General features: G+C 54.2%; 27 protein-coding genes and 1 riboswitch. Of the genes, 15 read left to right on the forward strand and 12 right to left on the reverse strand.

What is annotated here, in order from left to right:
• Positions 1-20 precede the first annotated feature (20 nt).
• A complete protein-coding gene (locus tag EVJ20_RS10165; protein ID WP_131490586.1) occupies positions 21-818 on the forward strand; it encodes a glucose 1-dehydrogenase in 798 nt (265 codons plus the stop codon).
• 41 nt (positions 819-859) lie between these two features.
• On the opposite strand, the gene EVJ20_RS10170 is transcribed toward EVJ20_RS10165, so the two are convergent.
• The gene (locus EVJ20_RS10170; protein ID WP_131465933.1) at positions 860-2,815 is read right to left on the reverse strand and encodes an ATP-binding protein; all 1,956 of its coding nucleotides are present in this window, start codon (positions 2,813-2,815) and stop codon (positions 860-862) included.
• Positions 2,816-3,010: 195 nt separating this feature from the next.
• Between EVJ20_RS10170 and EVJ20_RS10175 the strand changes: the two genes are divergently transcribed.
• Together EVJ20_RS10175 and EVJ20_RS10180 are read left to right on the forward strand one after the other, a co-directional pair.
• Positions 3,011-3,331: a PadR family transcriptional regulator gene (locus EVJ20_RS10175; RefSeq protein WP_131465935.1), complete on the forward strand. Its 321-nt coding sequence runs from the start codon at positions 3,011-3,013 to the stop codon at positions 3,329-3,331.
• Positions 3,328-4,356: a DUF4097 family beta strand repeat-containing protein gene (locus tag EVJ20_RS10180; RefSeq protein WP_131508138.1), complete on the forward strand. Its 1,029-nt coding sequence runs from the start codon at positions 3,328-3,330 to the stop codon at positions 4,354-4,356. Before EVJ20_RS10175 ends, EVJ20_RS10180 begins: the two co-directional genes overlap by 4 nt.
• Before the next feature lie 41 nt (positions 4,357-4,397).
• On the opposite strand, the gene EVJ20_RS10185 is transcribed toward EVJ20_RS10180, so the two are convergent.
• The 4 genes from EVJ20_RS10185 to EVJ20_RS10200 form a co-directional block, all read right to left on the reverse strand.
• Positions 4,398-5,093 carry a LutC/YkgG family protein gene (locus EVJ20_RS10185; protein ID WP_071398835.1) on the reverse strand — a complete coding sequence of 232 codons (696 nt, stop codon included), beginning with the start codon at positions 5,091-5,093 and terminating at the stop codon, positions 4,398-4,400.
• Positions 5,090-6,493: a LutB/LldF family L-lactate oxidation iron-sulfur protein gene (locus EVJ20_RS10190; RefSeq protein WP_070328570.1), complete on the reverse strand. Its 1,404-nt coding sequence runs from the start codon at positions 6,491-6,493 to the stop codon at positions 5,090-5,092. The genes EVJ20_RS10185 and EVJ20_RS10190 overlap by 4 nt, the downstream gene beginning before the upstream one ends.
• 2 nt (positions 6,494-6,495) lie before the next feature.
• A complete protein-coding gene (locus tag EVJ20_RS10195; protein WP_070328569.1) occupies positions 6,496-7,233 on the reverse strand; it encodes a (Fe-S)-binding protein in 738 nt (245 codons plus the stop codon).
• 238 nt (positions 7,234-7,471) lie between these two features.
• Positions 7,472-8,761, reverse strand: a complete 1,290-nt coding sequence (locus EVJ20_RS10200; RefSeq protein WP_070328344.1) for an NCS2 family permease — start codon at positions 8,759-8,761, stop codon at positions 7,472-7,474.
• Between the two features lie 236 nt (positions 8,762-8,997).
• Between EVJ20_RS10200 and EVJ20_RS10205 the strand changes: the two genes are divergently transcribed.
• From EVJ20_RS10205 to EVJ20_RS10220, 5 genes are all read left to right on the forward strand, one after another.
• The gene (locus EVJ20_RS10205) at positions 8,998-9,231 is read left to right on the forward strand and encodes a hypothetical protein (protein WP_131444158.1); all 234 of its coding nucleotides are present in this window, start codon (positions 8,998-9,000) and stop codon (positions 9,229-9,231) included.
• A gap of 11 nt (positions 9,232-9,242) precedes the next feature.
• Complete coding sequence (locus EVJ20_RS10210; protein WP_131465939.1) at positions 9,243-10,202, forward strand: LacI family DNA-binding transcriptional regulator; 960 nt, start codon at positions 9,243-9,245, stop codon at positions 10,200-10,202.
• Between the two features lie 67 nt (positions 10,203-10,269).
• Complete coding sequence (locus EVJ20_RS10215) at positions 10,270-10,554, forward strand: HesB/YadR/YfhF family protein (protein WP_016507928.1); 285 nt, start codon at positions 10,270-10,272, stop codon at positions 10,552-10,554.
• A gap of 96 nt (positions 10,555-10,650) precedes the next feature.
• The gene (locus EVJ20_RS15355; RefSeq protein WP_016507966.1) at positions 10,651-10,785 is read left to right on the forward strand and encodes a hypothetical protein; all 135 of its coding nucleotides are present in this window, start codon (positions 10,651-10,653) and stop codon (positions 10,783-10,785) included.
• 97 nt (positions 10,786-10,882) lie between these two features.
• On the forward strand, positions 10,883-11,812 hold the full coding sequence (locus tag EVJ20_RS10220) for a manganese-dependent inorganic pyrophosphatase (protein WP_131465941.1): 930 nt from the start codon (positions 10,883-10,885) through the stop codon (positions 11,810-11,812).
• A gap of 46 nt (positions 11,813-11,858) precedes the next feature.
• Here EVJ20_RS10220 and EVJ20_RS10225 read toward each other — a convergent pair whose 3' ends face one another.
• Genes EVJ20_RS10225 through EVJ20_RS10235 form a run of 3 tightly spaced genes read right to left on the reverse strand, consistent with a single transcriptional unit; the run spans position 11,859 to position 15,224 of the window.
• Positions 11,859-12,980, reverse strand: a complete 1,122-nt coding sequence (locus EVJ20_RS10225; protein ID WP_131505151.1) for a DUF418 domain-containing protein — start codon at positions 12,978-12,980, stop codon at positions 11,859-11,861.
• Positions 12,981-13,001: 21 nt separating this feature from the next.
• The gene (locus EVJ20_RS10230) at positions 13,002-14,555 is read right to left on the reverse strand and encodes an ABC-F family ATP-binding cassette domain-containing protein (RefSeq protein WP_070328340.1); all 1,554 of its coding nucleotides are present in this window, start codon (positions 14,553-14,555) and stop codon (positions 13,002-13,004) included.
• Positions 14,556-14,615: 60 nt separating this feature from the next.
• Positions 14,616-15,224, reverse strand: coding sequence for an NAD(P)-dependent oxidoreductase (locus tag EVJ20_RS10235; protein WP_131508140.1), 609 nt, complete (start codon positions 15,222-15,224; stop codon positions 14,616-14,618).
• 132 nt (positions 15,225-15,356) lie between these two features.
• Positions 15,357-15,458, forward strand: a riboswitch (purine riboswitch).
• Positions 15,459-15,536: 78 nt separating this feature from the next.
• Between EVJ20_RS10235 and EVJ20_RS10240 the strand changes: the two genes are divergently transcribed.
• The 4 genes from EVJ20_RS10240 to EVJ20_RS10255 are packed head-to-tail and all read left to right on the forward strand — an operon-like array spanning position 15,537 to position 18,489.
• The gene (locus EVJ20_RS10240) at positions 15,537-16,118 is read left to right on the forward strand and encodes a xanthine phosphoribosyltransferase (protein WP_131465946.1); all 582 of its coding nucleotides are present in this window, start codon (positions 15,537-15,539) and stop codon (positions 16,116-16,118) included.
• Complete coding sequence (locus EVJ20_RS10245) at positions 16,115-17,419, forward strand: nucleobase:cation symporter-2 family protein (RefSeq protein WP_071398846.1); 1,305 nt, start codon at positions 16,115-16,117, stop codon at positions 17,417-17,419. The genes EVJ20_RS10240 and EVJ20_RS10245 overlap by 4 nt, the downstream gene beginning before the upstream one ends.
• A 33-nt stretch (positions 17,420-17,452) precedes the next feature.
• Entirely contained in the window at positions 17,453-18,100 is a 648-nt protein-coding gene (locus EVJ20_RS10250) for an NAD(P)H-binding protein (protein WP_131490593.1), read from the forward strand.
• Positions 18,097-18,489, forward strand: coding sequence for an RDD family protein (locus tag EVJ20_RS10255; protein ID WP_131508142.1), 393 nt, complete (start codon positions 18,097-18,099; stop codon positions 18,487-18,489). The genes EVJ20_RS10250 and EVJ20_RS10255 overlap by 4 nt, the downstream gene beginning before the upstream one ends.
• A gap of 25 nt (positions 18,490-18,514) precedes the next feature.
• On the opposite strand, the gene EVJ20_RS10260 is transcribed toward EVJ20_RS10255, so the two are convergent.
• Positions 18,515-19,780 (reverse strand): purine/pyrimidine permease, encoded by a 1,266-nt coding sequence (locus tag EVJ20_RS10260; RefSeq protein WP_131508144.1) that lies wholly within the window; start codon positions 19,778-19,780, stop codon positions 18,515-18,517.
• Between the two features lie 75 nt (positions 19,781-19,855).
• Here EVJ20_RS10260 and EVJ20_RS10265 point away from each other — a divergent pair, with 75 nt between their 5' ends.
• The gene (locus EVJ20_RS10265; protein WP_131508146.1) at positions 19,856-20,560 is read left to right on the forward strand and encodes an alpha/beta hydrolase; all 705 of its coding nucleotides are present in this window, start codon (positions 19,856-19,858) and stop codon (positions 20,558-20,560) included.
• Between the two features lie 32 nt (positions 20,561-20,592).
• Here EVJ20_RS10265 and EVJ20_RS10270 read toward each other — a convergent pair whose 3' ends face one another.
• The 3 genes from EVJ20_RS10270 to EVJ20_RS10280 form a co-directional block, all read right to left on the reverse strand.
• Entirely contained in the window at positions 20,593-21,774 is a 1,182-nt protein-coding gene (locus EVJ20_RS10270; RefSeq protein WP_236633758.1) for an MFS transporter, read from the reverse strand.
• A 115-nt stretch (positions 21,775-21,889) separates the two neighbouring features.
• Positions 21,890-22,681: an endonuclease/exonuclease/phosphatase family protein gene (locus EVJ20_RS10275; protein WP_070328331.1), complete on the reverse strand. Its 792-nt coding sequence runs from the start codon at positions 22,679-22,681 to the stop codon at positions 21,890-21,892.
• Positions 22,682-22,733: 52 nt separating this feature from the next.
• Positions 22,734-24,362 carry a PTS transporter subunit IIBC gene (locus tag EVJ20_RS10280; protein ID WP_131465955.1) on the reverse strand — a complete coding sequence of 543 codons (1,629 nt, stop codon included), beginning with the start codon at positions 24,360-24,362 and terminating at the stop codon, positions 22,734-22,736.
• Positions 24,363-24,583: 221 nt separating this feature from the next.
• On the opposite strand from EVJ20_RS10280, the gene EVJ20_RS10285 reads away from it, so the two are divergent.
• A complete protein-coding gene (locus EVJ20_RS10285) occupies positions 24,584-25,348 on the forward strand; it encodes a TrmH family RNA methyltransferase (protein WP_070328329.1) in 765 nt (254 codons plus the stop codon).
• Positions 25,349-25,406: 58 nt separating this feature from the next.
• Complete coding sequence (locus EVJ20_RS10290) at positions 25,407-25,862, forward strand: GNAT family N-acetyltransferase (RefSeq protein ID WP_236633530.1); 456 nt, start codon at positions 25,407-25,409, stop codon at positions 25,860-25,862.
• Positions 25,863-25,941: the final 79 nt, after the last annotated feature.

Genomic DNA, 25,941 nt, shown 5'->3' on the forward strand with positions numbered 1-25,941 from the left:
AAGACGAAAGGGGAAACGACATGGCAAACTATCCAGAACTTCAAGGGAAAGTCGCAGTAATCACAGGTAGTTCAAAAGGAATCGGGCGAGCGGTGGCCGAGCGCTACGCGAAAGAAGGCGTCAACGTCGTCTTAAATTACAGAAGCAGTGAAGACGAGATGAAGGAAGTCATCCGCGGCATCGAGGCGGCTGGAGGTAAAGCCGTCGCCGTCCAAGGTGACGTCGCCGAAGAAGGGCTCGCTGAGAAGATGATCGAAAAAGCAGTGTCTGAATTTGGACAGATGGACATTTTCGTCAACAACGCCGGTGTCCAAGTCGAAGCGAAAACGCACGAGATGGAGCTCGACAACTGGAAGAAAATTATCGATACGAACCTGACCGGGACGTTCCTCGGGGTACGGGCCGCACTCAAGTATTTCGTCGAGCATGACTTGAAAGGGAATATCATCAACATGTCCTCGGTACACGAGGTGATCCCACGCCCGGGCTATACGCATTACGCAGCGAGTAAAGGCGGGGTCAAGATGTTCACGAAGTCGGTCGCGCTCGAATATGCGCCGAATCAGATTCGGGTCAACGCCATCGCTCCTGGTGCGATCGACACACCGATCAACGAAGAGACGATGCAAGATCCGGAAGAGAAGACAGGGCTCGAAGCGCTCATCCCGACCCATAAGATCGGGCGACCTGAACAGATTGCTGCGGTGGCAGCGTGGCTCGCGTCAGACGAATCGTCTTACGTCACGGGCACGACCATCTTTGCTGACGGTGGCTTGTCGCTCTATCCGGCATTTGGTCCAGAAAACAAAGTTCAATAACATAAGGGATGGCTCGCCCGAGGCGAGTCATCCCTTATTGTTTAGCCGCTCATTTGATCTTCCTCGATATATTTCGGCAAGACGATCGTGAACGTCGATCCGAGACCGACACGTGAGTCGACCCGGATCGTCCCGTCATGCCCTTCGACAATCTCTTTACAGATGGCAAGACCGAGTCCGGTGCCACCGATCTTCCGGCTGGCCGAATTGTCGACGCGATAAAACTTGTCGAACAGTTTCGGGAGCGCTGAAGTCGGAATTCCGATGCCAGAGTCCGTGACGGAAATTTCGACGCCGTCCGACTGGTCATTCGTGACGGATACCGCAACTTTTCCGCCGTTCGGTGAATATTTGATCGCGTTATGGAGCAGGTTCGTGAACAGCTGGCTGAGCCGGTTCCGGTCCCCGTACACGAGGATGTCGTTATCACATTCAAACGATAAGTCATGGTGTTGACTCGCGCCTTGGTGGACGGCAATCGTTTCTGCCAAAATATCGTACAAGCTTTCGGGCTCGTTTTGATACGTCTGTTTACCTGACTCCATCCGCTGAACGTCGAGTAAGTTGGAGATTAAATCCTCGAGACGGAGCGTCTCTTGATGAATCATCCCTAAATATTGATCGGTCCGTTCAGCCGGCATCGTCCGGTAGCGCATAAGTTCGGTAAACCCGATGATGCTCGTGAGTGGAGTGCGCAATTCATGAGACACCGTCGCGACGAGTTCTGTCTTCAAGCGGTCAACCTCGGTTTCTTGCGTCACGTCCCGGAAGACGAGCATCGTACCATGGCGTGTGCCGCGCAAATGAATCTTTTCAGCGTACATTTGGATGAACCGTTCTTCTTGATTCATTGAGAACGTCACGCTCTCTTCCATCGCTTCACCGTCGAACGCTCGGCGCATGAACGAGAAGAACGAGTCTTTTTGATCGACTTGGAGACCGAGTTCTTCAAGGTCGGCATCAAGCCGATAAAGGTCCGTCTCGTTTTGCTTCGTGATGGCCTGATTGAACATGACGAAGAGCGCCTGGTTGGCGAGTTTCTCATGCGTCGTATGTTCGACATAAATGACGGCGTCACGGATTGAGTGCAAGAGCCGCGCGGTCTTCTCACGCTCTTCTTCGACTTGATAACGTTGCGACGACAGCGACGACGCCATTTGACGGAACGATTCGGTCAGTTGCCCGACCTCGTTCCGAGTCGATACCAAAACAGGGATGGGTATGACTCGGTCGTCGGTGAGCCGTTCGCTGTTCGTGATCAACTCTTGCAGTTGATCGGTCAACCGTTTTACGTAAGGCCGAACCGCAATGAAGAGGACGAATAGTACCGCGAGTAGTGACAGGAGCCAAAGCACTTGCGCCCATTTCGTATGGGTGGCGAGCTGTGCACGGAGTTGGTTTTCTTCCGCGTTCAATACGTTGCGGTATTCGGTGAACACCGTCTCCATGTCGACGATGCTCGCGCTCATGTCAGCCGCGCTCTTCGCATTGATCTTGAACTTCCGATCGGCCTGAGCTTCGGTTTGAGGCGTCACTTTCCCGAGCGTCGGCATTTGCAGGAACGGCTCGGTGACCGTACCTTCCCGTTTCGCAACGACGTAACGCTCGAGGCTCGGCATGACGCGTTGTTGATAGGCTGAGAATAACGCTCGGGCATCCCCCGCATACGTCTGTTCTTTTTCTGTGACCGCGTTCGTTTCGAACCAGGCGGTCTGTGTCTCGATCAAGACTTGTTTCTCTTTGACGCGGGCAAGTAACTCCTCGTCACCGAGGAGGACGTAACCGCGCATCTCATATTGCATCGACTGCCATGTCTCGAAGAGCTCGGTCGCATTCGTGCGACGTTCGCTGACGTTCTCGAGCGATGAAGTCGTCTCTTCGATTCGATTTTCCGTATATACGTATACGGCGAGTGAGGTGAGGAGGATCAGTCCAATGAATAAATAGAAGACGAATAAAAACTGCCTTCCGATCCGCTCGTCAATCCAAGCTTTCATAGGGACCGTTCCTTCCTGGAACTACATACATTCCGGCTGTGACAATTATTTTACTACGAGTGTCGTTCCCCTATTGTACAGATTTCTGCAGCGATATACCACTTATCGAGATGCAGTAAACACGTTAGCTAATATCTATTGAATAGTAGTGAATGATATGCTATTGTTTAATGAACAGTAGAGGAGGCGAATCGATTGAACCCTCAATTTAAAAAAGGGGTCTTAAACTTGTGTGTACTTGCACTCGTCGAGACGAATGACCGTTACGGTTATGAGCTCGTCCAAGCAATCTCGGCAAGAGTTGCCATCTCGGAAGGGGCGGTCTATCCGCTCCTCAGGCGACTCACGTCGGAAGGCTACTTCACGACGTATTTGAAGGAGTCGGTAGAAGGACCGCCACGGAAGTACTACGCCATCACGGAGCAAGGGAAGGTCCATCTAGACGAATTGCGAGCGGAATGGGAATCATTCACGACCGGAGTCAACGAATTGATCAAAAGGGGAGACGACAAATGACAGAAGAGCAGTATTTAACTGAACTCGAACGGTTGCTCATGGGGATCAGCATCATCGATCGGGTCGATATTTTGCGGGACGTTGCGGAATACTTTGCGAGCGGGCGACTCGATGGGAAAAGTGACGAAGCGATGGCCGAGGAGCTCGGGACACCGAACATGCTCGCCTCAGAACTGCTCGTGTCGGTCGATTCGATTGCGGCGGAGCCGATTGCGCCGCCTGCCATCGTCAAGAGCCCAAACGTGGCGTTTCAACACGTCTCGATTCGCGTTCAAAATGCGCACGTGAACGTTGTACCGTCCGCGGACGGCTATGCCTACGCGACACTAGAAGATGAGACCGAACATGGCGTCAAGATGGATATCGTCAACGACACGCTCGAGGTGCGGATCGAGTCGGAACGCCGCTTCGGACTGTCCGACTTGTTCTCGTGGTTCGGGACGAAAACACCGGTGTTGCATGTCGAGTTGCCGCGTCACACGTATGAGTCGGTCCGTCTGAACAATCGGCACGGCTCGAGTGACGTCCGTGAGGTGCGAGCTGCTTTGATTGAGGTCGAGAGCGAGAACGGTCGCATCAACGCGAGTGAGGTCCGGGCCGGTCACGGGACGGTGCGCTCGTCAAACGGGAACGTCTGCCTGACGATGAGCGCGGGCCAAGACTTTGACGTTCAAACATCGAACGGTCGAGTCGAAGTGAGAGATTCTGTCATTGAACGTCTCACTCTGCAATCGTCAAACGGTCGGCTCGACATCGTCGACGTGGACGGCGCAATCGAGGCGAAGTCGTCAAACGGACGTATCGATTGTGTGATTGATGCGATTGAACATCCGCTTCGATTGAAGACGACGAACGGAAAAATCGAACTGCGTCTGAAGCAAGAGCCGAGCGACACCGTCATCCGCGCCAAGACGAGAAACGGCCAACTTGACATATTTGGGCATCGGACGAACGAGCGGACGTTCGGGGACGGTGCGCTTGAAGTCAAACTGACGAGCACGAACGGCAGCATCACCGTCGAATAAAGAATAAACGAAAAAACTCGCCGTCGTGGCGAGTCTTTTCGTTAGAGATCATGTACGAGAACGTAGGCGACACGGACCGGTCCGTGGACACCGACGATCAAGTTCATCTCAATATCGGCCGAGTTTGACGGGCCCGAGATGAAGTTGACGCCTTGCGGTGAGGCGAGCTCGCCGTTGCGATCGAGTTCGGCCAGTTGTTTCGCGGCTTGCGTCATCCGGGGCACGAGCACCGATTTCGGGATGATGGCGATGTGATCTTGTGGCAACAAGCTGATCGTCCGCGATTTTCCGGGGGCCGCGTATTGGACGATGGTCGCACTTTCAGCGAGTGCTTGGTCGGCAATCGTGATCCCAACGTCAGCTTTTACGGCAAGGGCGCGGCTGTCATCAGGACGCGCGGCATCCCACCAGTCGAACGACAGGCTCGTTTCGGGTGCCCATTCCTTAATGCGTGCATCGTCCTCAGCGATAATCGTCTTGCCATCGTATCGTTCGAGGAGAAGACGGAGCGTGTCATCGAGATGAGTCGACTCACATTCGACGACGTCGGTATGAATGCGCGTCGCGACCATACGGAACGTCTCGAGGAGTTCCTCTGTTGAAGCGTCTTTCAACACCTCGTCTTGCGGACGGTGCTTGTATACTCGTTTCGGAGGCGTCAAATCGACGTCGCGTCCGAGTTGTCCCGCGATCCGCTTTAAAAAGTCTTCACGGTTGGTGATCGTTCCTGGATTCATTGTGCATTCCCCCGTTTCTTAAACCAGTCGCGGACCGTCTGTTTGGCCGGCTGCGGCAAGTCTTTCGAGTCGGTCCAAGCCGGTAAGCCTTTGTCGATTTGCCCCGCTGTCGCAAACGGGGACGATGCGAACGGCGCGATCTGTTCGGCCGCCTCGAACAAGAACGGGCTCGATGATGTGACGGCGAAGCCTTTCATGGCGATGCGTTCGACGAACGGCGATTTTTTCTTGTCTTCGACGATGACGCGGCGATGCTCGATCAACAGTTCATGGAGCGGGATTTTGACCGGACACGCTTCCGTACAGGCACCACAAAGACTTGACGCATACGGCAGTTCTTTATAGTTCTCGTAACCGTCGAGCAGCGGGGCGAGCACGGCGCCGATCGGTCCCGGATAAATCGAACCATAGGCGTGGCCGCCGATATGACGATACACCGGGCAGACGTTAATACATGCCGCGCAACGGATACATTGGAGCACGGACTGGAACTGAGTCCCGAGAATACCGGACCGCTTGTTGTCGACGATGACGAGATGGAATTCTTCCGGGCCGTCGACTTCACCGACGCTTTTCGTGCCGGCGAACGTCGTGATATATGACGTGAGCCGTTGACCGACCGCGCTCCGGCACAACATGTTGACGAGCACTTCGAACTCTTCGTAAGACGGGACGACCCGCTCCATCCCCATGACCGAGATGACGGTGTTCGGGAGTGACGTGACCATCCGCCCGTTACCTTCGTTCGTGACGAGACCGACGGCGCCGCTCTCGGCGATGGCGAAGTTACAACCGGTGATGCCGACCTCTGCTTTCAAGAAGTCTTTGCGCAGCTCACGGCGCGCGTAGCGGCCGAGCTCGGTCGGGTCGTTCGTTCCGTCGTAGCCATGGGTCGTGAACGTCTTGTGGACATCGTTCCGGTCTTTGTGGAGCGCCGGTGCGACGATGTGCGACGGTGGGTCGTTGTCGAGCTGAAGGATCCATTCCCCGAGATCCGACTCGACGACCGTACACCCTTCTTCGTGAAGCGCCTCGTTCAACCCGATCTCCTCGGTCACCATCGACTTCGATTTGACGACGTGTTTGGCGTCTTTTGCGCGCACGACTTCGCGGATATAGCGGTTCGCTTCCTCCGGCGTCTCGGCGAAGAAGACGTTGCCGCCCCGCTTCGAGATATTCTCACTCAACTGGTGTAAGTAATAATCGAGATGCTCGAGCACGTGCTGGCGAATCTCTTCCGAATGGTCGCGGAACGCTTCCCAATCCCCGAGTTCTCCGGCCGCGTTCAAACGTCCGTCGCGCAGGCGATTTTGCGCCGAGCTGACGGCTTGGCGCATGAACGGGTTATCGATCCCGTCTTTCCGCCGATCTTGAAACTTCTCATCTAACCGAATCCCCATGCTCATGCTTGTTTCACCCCTTCGTTCAACACTTCCGCGATATGCATCACCTTGATCGGATGCCCTTGTTTATGCAGGCGCCCCCCGATGTTCATCAAACAAGACGCATCAGCGCCGATCAACACGTCGGCCCCTGATTTTAAAATCGACTCGACTTTCTCGTCGACCATCTGTACCGACACGTCCGGCATCTTGACCGAGAACGTCCCGCCGAAGCCGCAACAGTTATGTACCCCTTCGAGTGGGACCATCGTCAACCCATCAACGTTTTTCAACAACTGTCCCGGTGCCGCCTCGATCCCGAGCAGGCGCGTCATATGGCACGAGGCGTGATACGTCGCTTTCGCCGGGAATTTCGCCCCGACGTCTGTCACTTCGAGCACGTCGACGATGAACTGCGTCAGTTCGAACGTCTTCGCCGCATGGGCTTCAGCCCGCTCTTTCCAGACAGGATCGTCTTTGAACAAGTGCGGATAGTCGCGCATCATCATGACACACGAGCCGGACGGTCCGACGATATAGTCGGCGTCCGCTTTCTCGAACGTCTCAATCATGTGTTTGGCAATCTTTTTCGTCTCTTCATGGTAGCCGCTGTTATAGGCCGGTTGACCGCAGCACGTCTGCTCGAACGGGAAGCTGACGTCACAACCGAGATGTTCTAATAGTTCGACCGTCGCTTGTCCTACCGATGGGAATAACGTATCGGAGAGACAAGTGACGAACAACGCCACGTTTGGCATGTCCATTCCTTCTTTCCTGATTTTAGTCAAATTCGAAAACGGTTTCACAGTTATTATTCCATAACAAATGAGCACAAAACAGAAAAATGGAATCATTTTCTCAAAAAAATGTAAAATACTGTCTAATTGAGAACTAAATGATAATGAATACATATTCATGAAGAAACTGCTATACGACAGTGATTCCCTGATTAATAACAGAAAAACCCTCGTCGGGAACGAGGGTTAAAGTAAAGTATTATAGGAAAAACATTTCCAAAATAAACAATCCGGCGAACAAGTAGATGAGCGGGTGGACCGTCTCTTTGTTCATCGCCTTGAAGATCGGGTAGAGGATGAAGCCGAAGGCGATCCCACGTTCGATACTGCCTGAGAGCGGCATGATGAGGATCGTCATGAACGCCGGGAAGTATTCACTGAAATCTGTCCAATCGATATAGCGGACGTTCGTCAGCATGAGTGCGCCGACGATGATGAGGGCCGGCGCCGTGATGGCGGCGACACCTGAGATCGCACCGATGAGCGGACTAAAGAACAACGTGAGACCGAACAAGCCGGCGACGACGGCTGTCGTCAGTCCGGTCCGTCCACCTTGGGCGACACCTGCGGCCGACTCGATGTAGGCCGTCGATGGACTCGTTCCGACGAGTGAGCCCCCCATCGTTGCGAGTGAATCAGCGAACAAGGCCCGGTGCCCGTTCTCGATCGTCCCGTCTTCTTTCAACAAACCGGCTTGCTTGCCGACACCGACGAGCGTTCCCGTCGTGTCGAACAACGTGACGAGGAAGAACGACAATACGGCCCCGAATAAGCCATATTGGATGACGTCAGAGAAAGCGGTGAGCGGGTTGACCATCAACCCTTCCGGTAGCGTCGGCATCGCCGTCACGCCTTCGATTTTCAATAGACCCATGAAGTAGGCCGCGATACCTGTGAGCACCATCCCGATAAGAAGGGAACCCGGGACGTTACGTGAGAACAGAAGCGCCGAGACGATCAGCCCACCGAGGACGAGCAAGACGCTCGGTGACGACAACTCCCCGAGACGGACGAGGTTCGCTTCATCCGCGACGATGAGTCCAGACAGCTTCAAGCCGAGCGAAGCGATGAACAACCCGATACCGGTCGTGATGGCGTGCTTCAATGAAGCGGGGATCGCTTGAATCAGTTTCGTCCGGATCGGTGACAGCGACAAGATCAGGAAGAAGACCGACGAGACGAAGACGACGCCGAGCGCGGCTTCGGGTGCAATCTGTTGTTGCGCGACGAGTGTATAGGCGAAGAAGGCGTTCAAGCCCATCCCAGGTGCGACCGCGATCGGCAGGTTGGCATAGAACGCCATCAATCCGGTTCCGATCAAGATGGCGATGATGGTCGCCGTGAACGCCTGGGCGAACGGAATGCCTGCGTCGGATAAAATCGCCGGGTTGACGACCGAGATGTAGGCCATCGTGACGAACGTCGTGATGCCGGCCATCACTTCTTGTTTAACGTTCGTTCCGTGTTGCTGTAAACGGAATAAGTTCATTAGAAAGACTCCTTATAAGTAGTAATTTCCGAACATTAACTGTCCGGTAAAGTGGAATACACGTTATCAACTTGTTGACTATACGAAATCGAATCGACATCGTCAATGATTTCGAGTTAAAAAACTAAAAAATTTCTCATTTTAGCGTTTAATGTTCGGAATTAGAGATTATTACTAAAGTGCTTGCTCTGAAACGCGTTTCAGAATGTACGGTAGAGTCAAAGGAGGGAAGCCTGATGAATCCGACGACGTGGAAGGCTTGGTGTAGCGGGATCGTCTATGAACTGGTCATCAATCAATTGTACACACCGTTCGGACGCATGTTGTGCGCCCAGTTTCAAGATGAGTTTCTTCATTTATCCGTCGAAGAGCGGTTTCGTCTCGCCCAAGCGATTCGGCGACAAGTGATGGCAAGAGATGACAGTCGGTCAGTAGAATGGGTACACTATATGGAAAGACTGACAGATTGAGGTGAGGCGGGATGGCGAACATTCGAGATATCGCGAAACAAGCGGACGTGTCGGTGACGACGGTCTCGCGGGTGATTAATGAACATCCATACGTTTCAAAAGAAAAGCGACAGCGTGTCCATGCGGCGATGGCAGAGCTTGGCTATTTACGGAATCAGCAGGCGCTGACGCTGTCGACTGGGCGCACGCAGCGATTCGTCGTCGTGTTGCCGTATATGGACCATCCGTACTACGGACTGTTCGTCAACGGACTCGCGAAAGCGGCGCTCGTGAAAGGGTATCGTCTCGTCATGTGGCAGACCGAGTACAAGCTTGATCAAGAGCGGCAAGCACTCGACTTACTGAAGCATCGTGAGGTCGATGGGGCAATTCTGTTGTCGCATGCGATGTCGTTCGAAGAATTGGAGACGTACCGTAGTTTCGGCCCGATCTCGGTCGCGACGGTCGGTGCGCCTGAGACGATTTCCTCGGTCCATGTCGACCATTACGCGGCGTTCGTCGCCGGATTGCATGTGTTAACGCAAGCCGGCTATGCGGATATCGGTATCGTCTTATCGCGGCAGTCTAGTCCGAGCTCAATCGCGCGTCAGCGGGCCTACTTCGATGAAGTGGCGTCCGCGCGTGAGCGATGGGTATGGACCGGTTACTTGACGAGTGAAGACGGGATCCGCTTAGCGGCAGAGTTCCTTCAACGAAAAGAGCGTCCCCGCGCGCTCTTTTTGTCGTCCGATTACGTCGCGCTCGGTTTTTTAGGGGAGATGCACCGGCGTGGCGTCCGCATACCGGAAGACGTCGCCATCCTCGGGTTTGACGGCCACCCAATCAGCCAGGCGTTCGGTTTATCGACGATGCACGCGCCGCATGAAGAAATCGGTCGCGCCTTGTTCGACGTGACGTTCGATGGGATGGACGGCGGTGCGGTTAGGGCGCAAAGTCTGACCGTCACGTATCTTTCGGGCACGACACTCTAGGCAACTTCCTCGCTCGCTTTTTGAGAAACGATTAGAATGAAGACAGAAGTCGAGAGGAGGATGTTACATGAAAATCAACGTGACGGAAGAAGCACTCCAATTTTTTAAAGACGAAATGGAAGTCGAGGCGGGACAGACGGTTCGTCTGTTCGCTAAATACGGGGGTTCGACTGATTTGACGCACGGGTTCTCGGTCGGTGTCATCACAGAAGAGATTGATAACGCCGTCGTCGAGACGAACGCAGATGGAATTCGTTTCGTCGTCGCCGAGCAGGACGAATGGTTGTTCCAAGGACAAGACGTCAACGTCGAGATCCGCGGGGATGAAGTCGTGTTCGTCCAAGCTGACTGACATGACAGTTTGTTTACGGATGTGAGACATCCGTTTGACCGCGTCAACCTCGGGGAACAGTCTACGACAAGACTCAGTACCGAAAGGATGAGACAGATGTCAGACAAAGACAAACGTGAACAAGAAGAACAAGAGAAGTTGAACCGGGACCAACCGGATATCTCGCACGAAGAAGATTCAAAAGGTGATCATTCGGACCTCGAAGAGACAGACGAAGACGAACAATCGTGAAGAGCCGAGTCTAGGCTCTTTTTGTTTTGGAATTGAAAGAATGGGGATTGACGGTATAATGGATAAGGGAAAACTACAACAGTGAGGAGAATGCATCATGAGTACAGTACTTGTCTTCGGACATAAAAATCCAGATACGGATACAATCTGTTCGGCGCTCGCTTACGCTGAACTGAAAAAGAAATTAGGCATGGACGCCGAGGCGGTCCGTCTCGGTGAGGTGAACGGGGAGACGCAATACGCGCTCGACCACTTCCGTGTCAAGGCGCCGCGCCTCGTCGAACGTGTATCGGACGAAACGAGCTCGGTCATCTTGGTCGACCATAACGAGTTCCAACAAAGTGCGCCCGACATTGCTGACGTACGCATTTTAGAAGTCGTCGATCACCACCGTATCGCTAACTTCCAAACGGCAGACGCACTCTACTACCGGGCGGAGCCGGTTGGCTGCACGGCGACGATCTTGCTCAAGCTGTACAAAGAACACGGTGTCGAAATCGCATCTGACATGGCCGGATTGATGCTATCGGCGATCATCTCGGACTCGCTCTTGTTCAAGTCACCGACATGCACGGACGAGGATGTCAAAGCAGCGAAAGAGCTTGCAGACATCGCCGGAACTGACGTCGAGGCGTACGGTCTCGAAATGTTGAAAGCAGGAGCCGACTTGAGCCAGAAGACGGTGCCTGAACTCATCTCGCTCGACGCGAAAGAGTTCGCGATGGGCGACTACCGCATTGAGATCGCCCAAGTGAACACGGTTGACGCGAACGACGTGTTGAGCCGTAAAAGTGAAGTCGAGGCGGCGATGGCTAAGACGATTGCTGACAAACAGCTCGACTTGTTCGTCTTCGCCATCACGAACATCTTGACGAATGATTCAGAAGCACTCGTTGTCGGTGCGAAGCATGATTTGTTCGAACAAGCGTTCAACGTCGAACTGTTAGACGGCCTTGCGACACTTCCTGGCGTCGTATCACGTAAAAAACAAATCGTTCCTGTGTTGACAGCAGCGGCGACGAACTAAGAAATGAGAAAGGCTCGAAGCGAGATGCTTCGAGCCTTTCTGCATGCTATGATACTTTCTTCTGAATCCCGTACGTCCCGATCCGCCATAACTTCTCGAACGGTCCGTAGCGATGCGATTTGAGCCACCACATCGAGAAGAACGTTTGGGCAATCAAAATCGCGATGCTCAAGAACAATCCTTCAGTGAGCGACAGACGTCCGTAATACCCGAGCGCGATGACGGGAAGCACGACGACGAGCGTGTGCGTCAAGTAGTTCGTCAGCGCCATCCGGCCGAGCGCCTGGAGCGGACGGAATGTGAGTCCTTTCCGGACGGCGACGGTGAACAGACAGACGTACGTCGTCGCGAGCAGTTTTCCGGAGATGAGGACGGCTGTTAGGTTCGTCCAGTAGTAAGCGCCGCCGCCGTAACGATGCCAAAGGATGACCCCGAAAAACGGCAAGGCGAGAACACTGCAAATGATGGCCGTCCGCGTCAATCCTTGAAGCGTCCATGTGAGCAGCTTCCGCTCACGCCCGATATAGAGACCGAATAAGAATAGGCAAAAGATTTCAATCCCGACAAGCAGAGAGTTTGAGATCGCGCTAAAGATCTCGACGTCGAGCCGGTAATCGAACCAAGCACCAAAACCGGCGTTATACGCGGTCGGGAACGGATAGCCGGGATTGAAATACCCCGTCGTCCACTCCATCAAGACAGATGAGCCATAGAACAAGAGAAAACTCCCGATCAACAAACTCCACGCCCACGTCAAAATCGCGCGGTTGCTCAATCCATAAAACAAGGGGAGCAACAACCCCCACATCGCATACGTATGTAAGATGTCACCCGACCAGATGGCCAGGTGAGCAAGTCCGAACAAGAAAAGGATGATGATGCGTCGGACATAGCGGCTCGCCGAATCCCCGCGCGCGTACGAACGCTCGAGAAAAATCGAGAAGCCGATGCCGAACAGTAAAGAGAAAATTGTATAGAACTTCGTCTGGATGAACAAGTCGAACAGTGTCCTTACGACGAGGTCACTGCCTTCATACATCGGTTTACCGAAGATCCAGTCGCTCCCGAGCATGCTCGGGATGTTGACGAGGAAGATGCCGCACAGGGCAAACCCTCGAATGATGTCATAGAGAACGATGCGTTCGTTCAATTGGATTGGGCCTGTCATGCGACACTTCCTCTACACGTTTTAGAATACTTTTGTCGTCCACGATTCGCAGTTCCAGACGTCGGTGACGATGTCTTGGTAGAACTCCGGTTCGTGACTGATGAGCAAGATGCTGCCTTTATACTCTTTCAACGCACGCTTCAACTCTTCTTTCGCGTCGACGTCCAAGTGGTTCGTCGGCTCATCGAAAAGAAGTAAGTTTGACTCGTTGTTTTGGAGCTTACAGAGGCGGACTTTCGCCTTCTCGCCACCACTGAGGACGGCAATTTTACTTTCGATATGTTTCGTCATGAGACCACACTTCGCGAGCATGGCCCGGACTTGTTGCTGGTTGAGCGACGGGAACTCGCTCCAGATCTCTTCGATACACGTGTTGTTGCTGACGGCCGCTTCTTGTTCGAAGTAGCCGATCTCTAAGAACTCGCCGCGTTCGACCGTTCCTTCAAGTGGGTTGATCAAGCCGAGCAGACTCTTCAAGAGTGTCGTCTTCCCGATTCCGTTCGCGCCGACGAGGGCGATCTTCTGACCGCGCTCCATCTGCAAGTCGAGCGGACGTGAGAGCGGCTCATCGTAACCGATGACGAGACCTTTTGCGTCAAAGATGAGACGGCCTGACGTGCGCGCCTGCAAGAAACGGAACTCTGGCTTCGGACGTTCCGCACTCAGCTCGATGACGTCCATCTTGTCGAGTTTCTTTTGACGTGACATCGCCATGTTTCGTGTCGAGACGCGGGCCTTGTTACGGGCGACGAAGTCTTTCAAATCAGCGATTTCCGCTTGTTGGCGTTTATAAGCCGACTCAAGCTGCGACCGTTTCATCTCGTACACTTCCATAAACTTGTCGTAGTCGCCGACGTAACGCGACAAATCTTGGTTCTCCATATGGTAGACCAAGTTGATGACGCTGTTTAAGAACGGGATATCATGCGAGATCAAGATGAACGCATTGTCGTAGTTCTGAAGATAACGCTTCAACCACTCGATATGGATCTCATCCAAATAGTTGGTCGGCTCATCGAGGAGGAGGATGTCCGGCTTCTCAAGGAGTAGCTTCGCGAGCAACACTTTTGTCCGTTGTCCACCTGACAGGTCAGCGACGTCGCGGTCGAGACCGACGTCTAAAATACCGAGTCCGCGGGCGACTTCTTCGACTTTCGCATCGATGATATAAAAGTCGTTCGAATCGAGCGTCTCTTGCAGTTCGCCGACTTCAGCGAGCATGTCGTCCATCTGTTCAGGTGACGCGTCGCCCATTTCCATGTAGAGTTCGCCGATGCGTGTCTCCATGTCGATCAAGTATTGGAACGCGCTTTTCAACACGTCACGAATCGTCATCCCGCGTGCGAGGACAGCGTGCTGGTCGAGGTAACCGACGCGGACGTTTTTCGCCCACTCGATTTTCCCTTCATCCGGTTGCAGTTTGCGCGTGATGATGTTCATGAACGTCGATTTTCCTTCACCGTTTGCTCCGATGAGGCCGATGTGTTCACCTTTTAATAGACGGAAAGACACGTCATTTAAAATGGCGCGGTCACCGAAACCGTGGCTCAAGTTTTGTACTGTTAATATACTCATAATTCGTATTCGTTCCCTTCAAAGTTGACTATCCGATATTGTAGCATGGATTCAAAAAAATTAGTACGCCAGTCCGATCGACTGCCGGACGAAACTGTTCTCTTCGACCGTGTTCAACATGAACTGGGCGACGTCAGCGCGTGAAATCTGTTTACCGTCGGCAGGGATCCCGTCGATGTCCGTCCGGTACACCGATGTTCGCGGACCGTCCGTCAGTTGCATCGGCCGCACGATCGTGTAGTCGAACGACGAGTTGCGCCACAGGTCGACCGCGGCCCGGTGGTCGCGAAGCGGCTTCCGGAGCATGAACGTCACGACCGTTCCGGCGATCCCGGGAATCTCTTTGTCAATCCCGGCAGACGCGAGGTACAGAATGCGCGTCACATCGTTCGCTTTCATGGCGGGGACGAGCGCATCGGTCACGCTGGCCAAGAAATCGGCGTCGCTCAAATCGGTCCCGAGACAGCTGATGACGGCGTCGTGCCCTTTGAGCGCGTCGGTCAACGCCGAACTGTCCGTGACGTCGCCTTCTATGATCTCGAGCTGTGGGGTCGGGATGAGTTTTTTCTGTTCGCGCACGAAGGCGGTCACGTGATGGCCGTGCTCGATGGCTTGATCGACAAACTGATGGCCGGTCCGTCCGGTGGCACCAAGAACGAATAACTTCATAATGGATGTGGCTCCTCTCGTTTTTCCAGTATCTTCAGTATACAGCAGTTTCAGAAAAATCGGACTTTTAGCAGTCTTTTCATAAACGGGTTGCAATTTCTGCAATCTCGTCTACAATAAACTTTATCTTATATAACTAAAAAGATTCGCACTCGTATATCCGTGAGAATATGGCTCACAAGTCTCTACCGAACCACCGTAAATGGTTCGACTACGGGTGACGCTTGTCGTGTGCATTCTTTGTGTTTTCATGCGGTTCGTCGTCCCCGGGTAGGGGTGACGAATCGCATTTTTTTATTGGAGGGAAACACAATGAAGCAGTTAGAAGACAAAATTAGAGACGAAGGCCGTGCCTTGTCGGACCAAGTATTGAAAGTCGATGCGTTCCTGAACCACCAAGTCGATCCTGAATTGATGCAGGCGATCGGTCGTGAATTCGCAGACCGATTCCGTGATGACCAGATCGACCGAATCGTCACACTCGAATCGAGCGGGATCGCCCCAGCGATGATGACGGCGCTCGAGCTCGGCATCCCGTTCGTGTTCGCCCGCAAACGAAAATCACTCACGCTCCAAGACGACCTCGTCGAAGCGGACGTCTATTCGTTCACGAAACAAGAGACGAACCGCATCAGCTTGAGCCGTCGTTTCGTCCAACCGGATGAGCGTATCCTCGTCATCGATGACTTCCTCGCGAACGGGGAAGCGGCGCTCGGTTTGACGCAGCTCGTCGAGTCGGCCGGTGCGACCGTCGCGGGTGTCGGCATCGTCATCGAGAAGTCGTTCCAGCCAGGACGGGAAAAACTGATCGACAAAGGGTATCGTGTCGAATCACTCGCCCGTATCGCCAAACTTGGAGCAGATAGCATCTCATTCGTAGAGGTGGTCCGATGAACACGTTCAAAACGGCCAGTCTCGGGTTCCAACATCTGCTCGCGATGTACACAGGCGCGGCCATCGTCCCGCTTATCGTCGGTGGGGCCATCGGGCTCGGACCGACTGAGCTCGCGTATCTCGTCGCCATCGATTTGTTCATGTGCGGCGTCGCGACATTGCTTCAAGTATGGACGACCCGCTTCACCGGTGTTGGGCTACCGGTCGTGCTCGGTTGTACGTTCACAGCGGTCGGTCCGATGATCGCCATCGGCAGTTCGAGCGGTATTACAGCGATTTATGGGGCGTTGATTGCGAGCGGTGTCATCGTCATCTTGATTTCAGGCTTCGTCGGCAAACTGGCCCGATTCTTCCCGCCGGTCGTCCTTGGTTCGGTCGTGACGATCATCGGCCTTTCGCTCATCCCGGTCGCCATCAATGATATCGGCGGCGGGACACCGGGTGAGCCTGGTTTCGCTTCGATGCAAAACTTGGCGCTCGGCGGATTGACGATTGGTTTGATTCTCGTCTTGAACCGAGTCGGTACCGTGTTCAGTCGGGCGGCAGCGGTCTTGTTCGCCGTCTTGATCGGTACCGGTGTCGCCGCGTTCCTCGGTCTCGTCGATTTCAGCCCGGTCCGTGAGGCCGGCTGGTTCCAAATGGTGCAGCCGTTCTACTTCGGGGTGCCGACGTTTGACGTGTCGGCCATTCTCGTCATGACGCTCGTCGCCATCATCTCGATGATCGAATCGACTGGTGTGTTCTTGGCATTGAGTGATATCACGAAAAAACCGATCGGATCGAACGAATTGACGAAAGGGTACCGAGCCGAAGGTGTGGCGACGATCCTCGGCGGGATCTTCAACAGCTTCCCGTACACGACGTTCAGTCAAAACGTCGGACTCGTCCAGCTGTCGGGTGTCAAATCACGTCGTGTCATCTTTTGGACGAGCGGGCTCTTGATCTTGCTCGGCTTCTTGCCGAAAGTCGCGACGTTCACGACGCTCATCCCGAAACCGGTGCTCGGTGGGGCGATGCTCGTCATGTTCGGAACGGTCGCCGCGTCGGGGATTCGCATCCTTAGCCAAGTCGATTTTGCGAAAAACGAGAACTTGATCACGATCGCGCTCTCGATCGGCATCGGGCTCGGCATCACAGCCAACCCAGGCATTGTCGCCAATATGCCGGAATCGATCCAACTGTTCACGGATAGCGCCATCGTTGCCGGCTCATTCACAGCCCTGTTCTTAAACGGTTTCTTCCGTCTCGTCGATCGGTTCAGTCCCGACGAGGTCGTTGCCGATGAACGGCAAGTCAGCTAGACTGAAAGGAGTACGTAACAAGGGGGAACTAGGATGGGAAAAACAGCACTCGTTGTCGGCGCGACCGGTTTGATCGGACGCGAGCTCGTCGAGCAGTTGCTCGAACAAGAACGGTATGACGCGGTATGGATCGTCGTCCGCCGCTCGAAACGTTGGAGTCACCCGAAATTACATGAAGTTGTCGGCTTTGAGAAGATGGATGAGACGTTGCCTCACATTGACGATGTGTACTGTGCACTCGGTACGACGATTGCCGTCGCCGGATCGCAGCAGGCGTTCAAACATGTCGACCTCGAGTTGCCGCTCGAAGTCGCGCGTGTCGCGAAACGCCACGGCGCCACACGTTACGCCGTTGTCTCGGCACAAGGTGCGTCATTGCGCTCGCCGTTCTTCTACAACCGAGTGAAAGGCGAACTCGAGAACGGGCTCAAAGTGTTCGGGTTCGAGCACTTGATTATCGCTCGCCCGTCGCTCTTACTCGGCGACCGCGAGTCGTTCCGGCTCGGTGAGAAAGCGGCTGAAGTCGTCAGCCGCCCATTCCAACCACTGTTGCTCGAAAAAGTGCCAAACGCGGCCCCAATCCAAGCGTTACATGTGGCCCGAGCCTTGATCATGGCGGCAGAAGAAGGACAAGGCACGGAAGTGTTGACGTCTGGAATGATGCAGGGAATGAGCCAATGAAGCGAGTGACGAGTAAACGCACGAAAGCCGTCATGATTGACGGTGTCATTGCCGGGTTACTAAGTTTCGGTGTCGAACAGCTCGTTCGGAAGAAAGTGAAGAGCGAGTTCGTCCACGCGGTCATCACACCGACACTCGTCTCTTATGCGATTGAGGCGTGCCAGATGAGCCGTGGTGGTCAAACGATCGGCTACAAGCTGATGGGTCTCGAACTGAAAAACGATGACGGAACACCGGTCACGGTCGAGCAAGCGTTCAAGCGTGCCCTCCATCGGGACACGTTGACGATTGCGGCTTACTTCAAGGACCGCGAACACTTCGAGGCGGAAGACGGTGCCGTCTTGCCGCACGACAAAGCTTTCCATATGCACGTAACCGAAAAGAACTGACCTCAGGCGCGAGGTCAGTTCTTTTTTAGTCGTGGATTCGGCTTAGGATGGCGGTCGTCAAGGCGACGACCGTCCCGAGGACGAGACCGTTCGAGAACACGGTCGCAAGGAGCGGCGGTAAATCGTTCATCGCTCCAGGCGGGAGCAACATCGCCCCGGCCCCGATGACGAGCGGGAGGCCGACCGTGAGCGACGCCGTCTTTTGGTTCAACTCGAACGCGGCCTCGTTAATCCCGATGATGATCATCGTCGCGATGAGCGGGGTGACGATGGCGTACCCGACCGCGGCCGGGATGCTTGCGATGAGCGACACGAACGGTCCGATTAAAGCGAGCACCATCATTAAGCCGTGAGCGACGAGGTGAGGGGCACGGTGCACGCTCTCCGTTGACGACAAGAAACCGGCTGTCCCAGAGATCGCGACCGGTCCAGGCGTTCCAAACAAACCAGCGACCATCTGACTGACGCCGCTGACGACGCCGGACGCGGCGACGTTGCCTTCGACTTGTTGTTTCGTCCGTGAACTGACGATGCGCTCAATCAATTTAATGTTCGCGAGCACGTTTGTCATGAGTAGAAGTGTGATGACGAAAGCGGTCGGAAGTAAGTTCCAATCCCATACCCAAGCCCCGAACGGGTACAGCTCGGGAACGAGGAAGAACGAGTCCGAACGAACGATTGGGTTGCCGAGACCGAGCAGGTTGAACAATCCGAACCCGACGAAAAGCGTCATGACGAGACCGTATTGTTTGAAGCGGCTCCGCTCGAGCGTGAGTGCGAACAAGACGAGCCCGGCTGTCGCGACGGCTTGCACGATATTGATGCCGTCCTCGCTCACACCGAAACCGCCTTTAATGACGGCACCGGATAATTGCAGGACGAGCAAAATCATATAGACACCGAGCACTTGAGGCGTGAATAGCGACAACATGCGCCGTAGCAGTCCGGTCACGGTCATGACGACGCCGAGCACACCGCTCAAGAACAGCATGAAGCCGAGCGCTTGGAGCGTCTCTTGCCCGCTGCCGTAAAGGGCAGGGCCGATCGAGGCGTACAGCGTGAACACACCCCACCAAATGCCGGCCGGTCCTTCTAAGATCGGCAGACGGTGGCCGAACAGCGTCTGGATGATGCTGAACAGTGCGAAGATGAACAGCGAGCGCGAGATGAACGTCATCGTCTCGGCCGGCGACAGTTCAAATAGGGCGGCGATGGCGAGCGGTGGTACAATATTGGTAGCTAAAATAAAAATAAACCACTGAATCGTCGTGGTTACAGAACTTTTCGTCATGGTGTCCCCCTGGTATTTCCCTTTTTTACTATTAGTGTACCGTGACGACGAAGTGGATGCAAATGGAGGTATATAATGAAGAGAAAACTGAAGTGGATCGGACTGTCGTTGCTTGCCGTCATCCTTGTCGCCGTGATCGGCTTCGTCGTTTGGACTCAAATGACGTACGGACCGACGGATGAAGCGCTTGGCTATGCGGCTGAAGCTGAACAGGTCGACAACCGACTAGAGTTCGGTGACCCGGCGAGCGAGGTCGGGATTATCTTGTACCCGGGTGCAAAAGTCGATAAAGAGGCGTACGCCTATTACGGGACCCGATTGGCGGAAGCAGGGCACTTTGTCGCCATCCCGTCGCTGCGCTTGAACCTCGGCATCTTAGATATCGATGCGGCGGAAACAATCATCGAGGCACATCCCGATATCGAGCGCTGGTACGTCGCCGGTCATTCGCTCGGCGGTTCGGCCGCCTCGGGCTATGCGCTCGAAAACGAAGATAAAGTCGACGGGGTCATCTTCCTCGCCTCGTATCCGATCAGCTCGATGACGGATAGCGACTTGCGCGTCTTGTCGATCTCGGGTGAATTGGATGGTCTGGCGACACCGGCCGATATCGAAACGAGCCTTGACAGCGTGCCGAGTGACGCCACGTTCCATCAGATCGAAGGTGGCAATCATGCCAACTTTGGGATGTACGGGCCGCAAGACGGGGATAACGACAGCCCGCTCAGCGCAAGAGAACAACTTGATGAGACGATTGATCAAATCATAGATTGGCTCTAAAAAAACAGCGTGCCCGGGTTCGGGCACGCTGTTTAGCGTTGGTCGAGACGATGACTGAGTGACGTCAAAGCCGCGGTCAGTAAGGCGACGGCGCCACCGACGAGGGCGAGCATCATGACCGGTGCGTTCGCATAGACGAGACCACCAAGAGCAGACCCCATGCCGATACCGACGTTGCTCGCGACAGGCATGAGTGACGAGGCGAGACCTTTGGCGTCTGGGTTGAACTTCTCGGCCAAATCGATCAAATAAATTTGCGTCGACGTCGTGAGCAGAATCGCCATGAACGACATGAGGGCGATGTTGATGAGACCGAGCGTCACGTTCGACGTCGTCACATAAAGCGCCGCGAGCACGACCGCTTGGATGAGAAAGACGAACCGGAGCCGACCGATCGGGTTATGGCTCGCGATTTTCCCGGCCGCCATGTTGCTGAAGATCGAGATGAAACCGTAGGCGAGCAGGATCGGACTGATCCATGCGACCGGAACGCCGAGCACGCCTTTTAAGATCGGGACGAGATACGTATAGACGACGTACGTCGCACCGAATCCAAGAGCCGGGATGAAGAAGGCGATCAAAATACGCGGATTCGTCAAGAGCCGGAGCTGGTCAGAGATCGATGTCTTCGCGCTCGATAACTGGTTGGGGACGACGCGGTAGACCGCGAATAAGGCGACGACACCGAGTGCGGTCGTCATGAAGAACGTCGCTTCCCAGCCCGCGCGTTGCCCGATGAAAGTCCCGAGCGGAACACCGAACACGTTCGCCATCGTGAAGCCGCCGAAGATGAACGAGACGGCGATGCCGCGCTTCGTCGGCGGTACCGATTCACTGGCGACAAGCATGGCGAGCGAGATGAGCACACCGGTCACGACCGCGGTCACCATGCGTGTTGATAGCAGAAGACCGTAGTTCGGTGCTTGGCTACTCAAGAAATTGAGCACGATGAAGCCGAGCGTGAGTCCGAGCATAAGTCGTCGTTTCGGCATATGGCTCGTGAACGACATCATGAGCGGGGTGCCGATGGCAAAGCTGATGGCGAAGGCGGACACGAGCGTCCCGGCGGTGGCAATCGAGATGGTCAGTCCATCCGCGATATCGGGTAAAATTCCGACAATGACGAACTCACTCGTGCCGAGCACGAACGTGAGCAACGCCAGTGATAAGATGAGCGTCCAGTCGTTGCGACTGAGCGATGGGGTGGTCGTCAAGATGTAATCACTTCTTTCGTTCAAAGGTTGTTAGACATCAGTCGTTTCCAACCATACAGGATTTTTTGGCAAAGCAAAACCCCTTTATCTCCAGTTCAGAAAGAAAGGGGTTGTCTCATCGCCAAAACGCGGTCGCTTCGACACCGGCATGGTCTGACACGATTGGTCCGTTGTCGCCGTCAAAGACGACGGCGTGACGCGAAACGTGGATCGGGGCGTTCGTCAACATCAAGTCGATGCGAAGCGCCTGCTTGTTCTCGTCCCAACCGGCGATTTTTCCTTGGACGGTCGCATCGCCTTCACGCTCAGCCGCGAGAAAGAACAAGTCTTGAAGACCGTGGTCGATCAAATAGTCGTAGCCTTCACCGCGCAGAAACGCGTCGTTGTTGAAGTCGCCGAGCAGGAGAGCCCGGTCGTCATCTTCGACGCGGCGAAGCAGTTCATCGAGCTGGTGACGAGCCGGTTCGTCCGCATCATGCCACCAACCGAGATGGCACGAGTAGACGGCCGTCGGTTCGTCAGTGCCGCTAACGACGGCTTTGACGATTTTTCGGGACTTGTAATCGTTCGGGTCGGTCGTTTGGGAGACAAAGAACGACTCGGTCGAGACGAACGGTGTCCGCGATAAGATCGCGACGCCTTCTTCGTAGATGTCATACCCGTAATGGGCGAAATCCCATGTCATGTAATAGGCGACCCCTTGCTCACGGAGTTTTTCAACGAGGACGTGGGCAAAGTTGTTTTCACGGATGAGACCGTCAATCAGCGGCGCTTCTTTATGTTGGTTCACTTCTTGGAGCGCGATGATGTCATACTCCTCGCTCGCGATCCGTTCTACGATTGAGTCGATTTTCTCTTGTTGCCGATCTTCTAACCAGGCGTGACAGTTGAGCGTCAAAATATTCACAGTAGTCCTCCTTTAGAAAAAACAGGCCAACTCGCACGAGCTGGCCTGTTGATTATGCACCGATGACGTCTTGAATGTCAGACTTCAACACGTCGGCTTTCGGGCCGTAGATTGCTTGGACACCGCGGTCTTTTAAGATAAGACCCATGGCGCCGTTCTTTTTCCATTCGCGCTCTTCTGAGACGAGCGACATATCTTTCACTGTGACACGAAGACGTGTCATGCAGGCATCGACGTCCTCGATGTTATCTTCCCCACCGAGTAGAGCGATAATCCCCATGACCTGCTCGTTGCCGGTCACCGTCGATTGCTCTGTCGCTTCTTCCATATAGTTGCCGTTACGTCCAGGCGTCGGCAAGTTCATCTTCTTGATGAAGAAGTTGAACACCCCGAAGTTGATGAAGAAGAACGCAGCCGAGACGAGGAAGAAGTTGATCAAGTCTTGCAGGAGTCCGGCTTTGATGATCATCGGGATCCGCGTCAATAGCTCGATCGCACCGAACGCGTGGACACGAAGGTCGATAATGTCCGCCAAGGCGAAGGCGGCACCGGCCATGAGTGCATACATGACGTAAAGGACTGGAGCGACGAACATGAACATGAACTCGATCGGCTCAGTGACACCCGTCAAGAAGACGGCGAGACCGGCCGAGAGGAACATCGGCTTGTACTGGGCTTTCTTGTCCTCATCGACGTTACGGTACATCGCATAAGCGGCACCGATGAGTGCGGCGAACGACAAGATGACTTGACCGACTTTGAAACGGGCCGGTACGACGTCAGCGAGCAGCGTGTTGTAAGCAGCCGTATCCCCAGCGGCGCGAAGGTTGACGAGGTCCGTCACCCAAGCTAACCAAAGTGGATCTTGACCGGCGACGACTGAACCAGCTGTCGCGCCCGTTAAAATCGTGTACGTGCCACCGAGCTCCGTGTAGTTCATCGGAACGGTGAGCATGTGGTGAAGACCGAACGGTAACAACAGACGTTCGAGTGCACCGTAGATGAACGGCGCGAGGACCGGTGCCGTGTCACGTGACGTGGCAATCCATTGGCCGAAGCTGTTGAGTGCCCCTTGAATCGTTGGCCAGATGATCGACAGCGCGATCGCCGCGACGACCGAACCGAGGATGACGACGAACGGAACGAACCGTTTCCCGTTGAAGAACGACAAGGCGTTCGGCAATTTACTGAAATTGTAGAACCGGTTATAAAGAGCACCACCGAGGAAACCGGCGATGATCCCGACGAACACACCCATGTTCAGGGCAGGTGAACCGAGGACAGATGTGAAGTAGTCAGCGACGACGAGGTCGGCCCCAAAGAGGGATTGGACTGTCGCTTCCGGGTCTTGGAGCATGGCACCGTTGACGTTAAAGATGGCGCCTGTGACACGGTTGATCAAAATGAAGGCGATCAGTGCGGCGAACGCACCACCGGCCTTGTCTTTCGCCCACGAGCCACCGATGGCGACCGCGAACAAGATATGTAAGTTGACGATGATGCCCCAACCTAAGTCTTCGATGATGCGTGCCGTCGTGAGCAAGATGCTGACGTCTCCGGCTGACATGCCGATCAATTTACCGATCGAGATCATGAGTCCTGCTGCCGGCATAACGGCGATAACGACCATCAAGGCCTTACCGAGTTTTTGCCAAAAATCAAATGAGATGAGCTGTTTCATGCTATACGCTTCCTTCCTGTTAGGAACTTTTTCTCTGTTAAGAACGATCGCCAATGCAATCGCTTGCATTAATGATTGTAATCGATTGCATAAATTTGTGCAACCGGTTTCCTAAAATTCATAAATTTTCATGGAAGGATGAAAATACGCTGTTTTACGACGTCGCTTGTCAGTCGAAACGAATCCCGCTAAAATACTAGAGGTTGAAAGGGGCGAGAAGAATGGGATGGAGACAGACGACATCAGCATTGTCAAAAGAAGAGCAGGCCACGTTGCTTGAAGAGTTGTTACGAACGGGCGTGATGAAAGAAGAGGATCGGCTCTTGTTCTCGATGCTTATGCCAGACCGCGTCAAGCGGATGCAAGACGTATTGAACACGCGGACGAATCACATCACGGTATTGACCGAGGGCGTTGACGATCCGCACAATCAGTCGGCCGTATTGCGTTCGGCGGACGCGTTCGGTGTGCAGACGCTTCACGTCGTCGAGGGACGGGCCAAGTTCAAACCGAACTCGATTATCGCCAAGAGTGCCGATCGCTGGGTCGACGTCGTCGAACACGCTTCGATTGAAGAGGCGATCGATCAGTTGAAAGCGGACGGCTATCAAATACTCGCGACGGCGCTCAGCGAAGAGGCGATCCCGCTCGAAGACGTCGACGTGTCAAAACCGACCGTGCTCTTATTCGGGAACGAGCATCACGGTGTGTCGGAGCAGGCACTCGCGAAAGCGGACGGGAATTACGTCATCCCGATGCAAGGTTATGTCCAAAGTTTAAATATCTCGGTCGCTGCCGCCATCTCGCTTTATGACGTGACGACGCGGGCCCGTCATATCGTGACGGAAGGATACGGACTATCGATCGAGGACAAACAACGTGTGTTCAAAAACTGGATGGTGCGGAGCCTCCCGAAACGTTCGCTCGGGGTGTACAAACAAAAAGGTTTGAACGCATTTGAGCGAGAAACAGGAAAATCCGAGTAGATGGCGAAATAAACAGGCGTACGAGTAACTTGTCCATATTTCGAAAGGGGATGGAAAGATGAGTACGACCAGTTCATTTATCGTGAAAGATGTGACGACGAACTTTAGCGAGTTTGAAGAGGAATTCTTCAACCTGTATCGCCATCTGTACGGCGACATCGACCAACTTCGTTTTAAAGAACGACTGTACCGCCATGCCAACCCGCTCGTGTTACTCGCATTTTCTGACGACCGGCCCGTCGGATTCAAGATCGGCTACGAGGCTGAGCCATATCGCTTCTATAGCTGGGCTGGCGGCGTGCATCCTGAGTTCCAAAAGTACGGGATCGGCCGCAAGTTGATGGATACGCAACTCGAATGGGTGAAAGCGCAAGGATTCCACTCGATTCGGACGAAAGCGCGCAACACGAACAAAGGCGTCATCATTTTGAACCTGCTCTGCGGCTACGACATCATGGGGGCGTACACGGAAGATGGCGCACCGCGCATCATGATGGAGAAACAATTGAACTGACAGTTGAGCCGTGGCGAGTGCCGCGGCTTTTTTTGTAGGCATGAAACCAAATGAAGCGGCGTCCGTATATTAGGAAAAA

Source organism: Exiguobacterium sp. SH0S1 (genome assembly GCF_004337165.1).
Lineage (GTDB): Bacteria > Bacillota > Bacilli > Exiguobacteriales > Exiguobacteriaceae > Exiguobacterium > Exiguobacterium aurantiacum_A.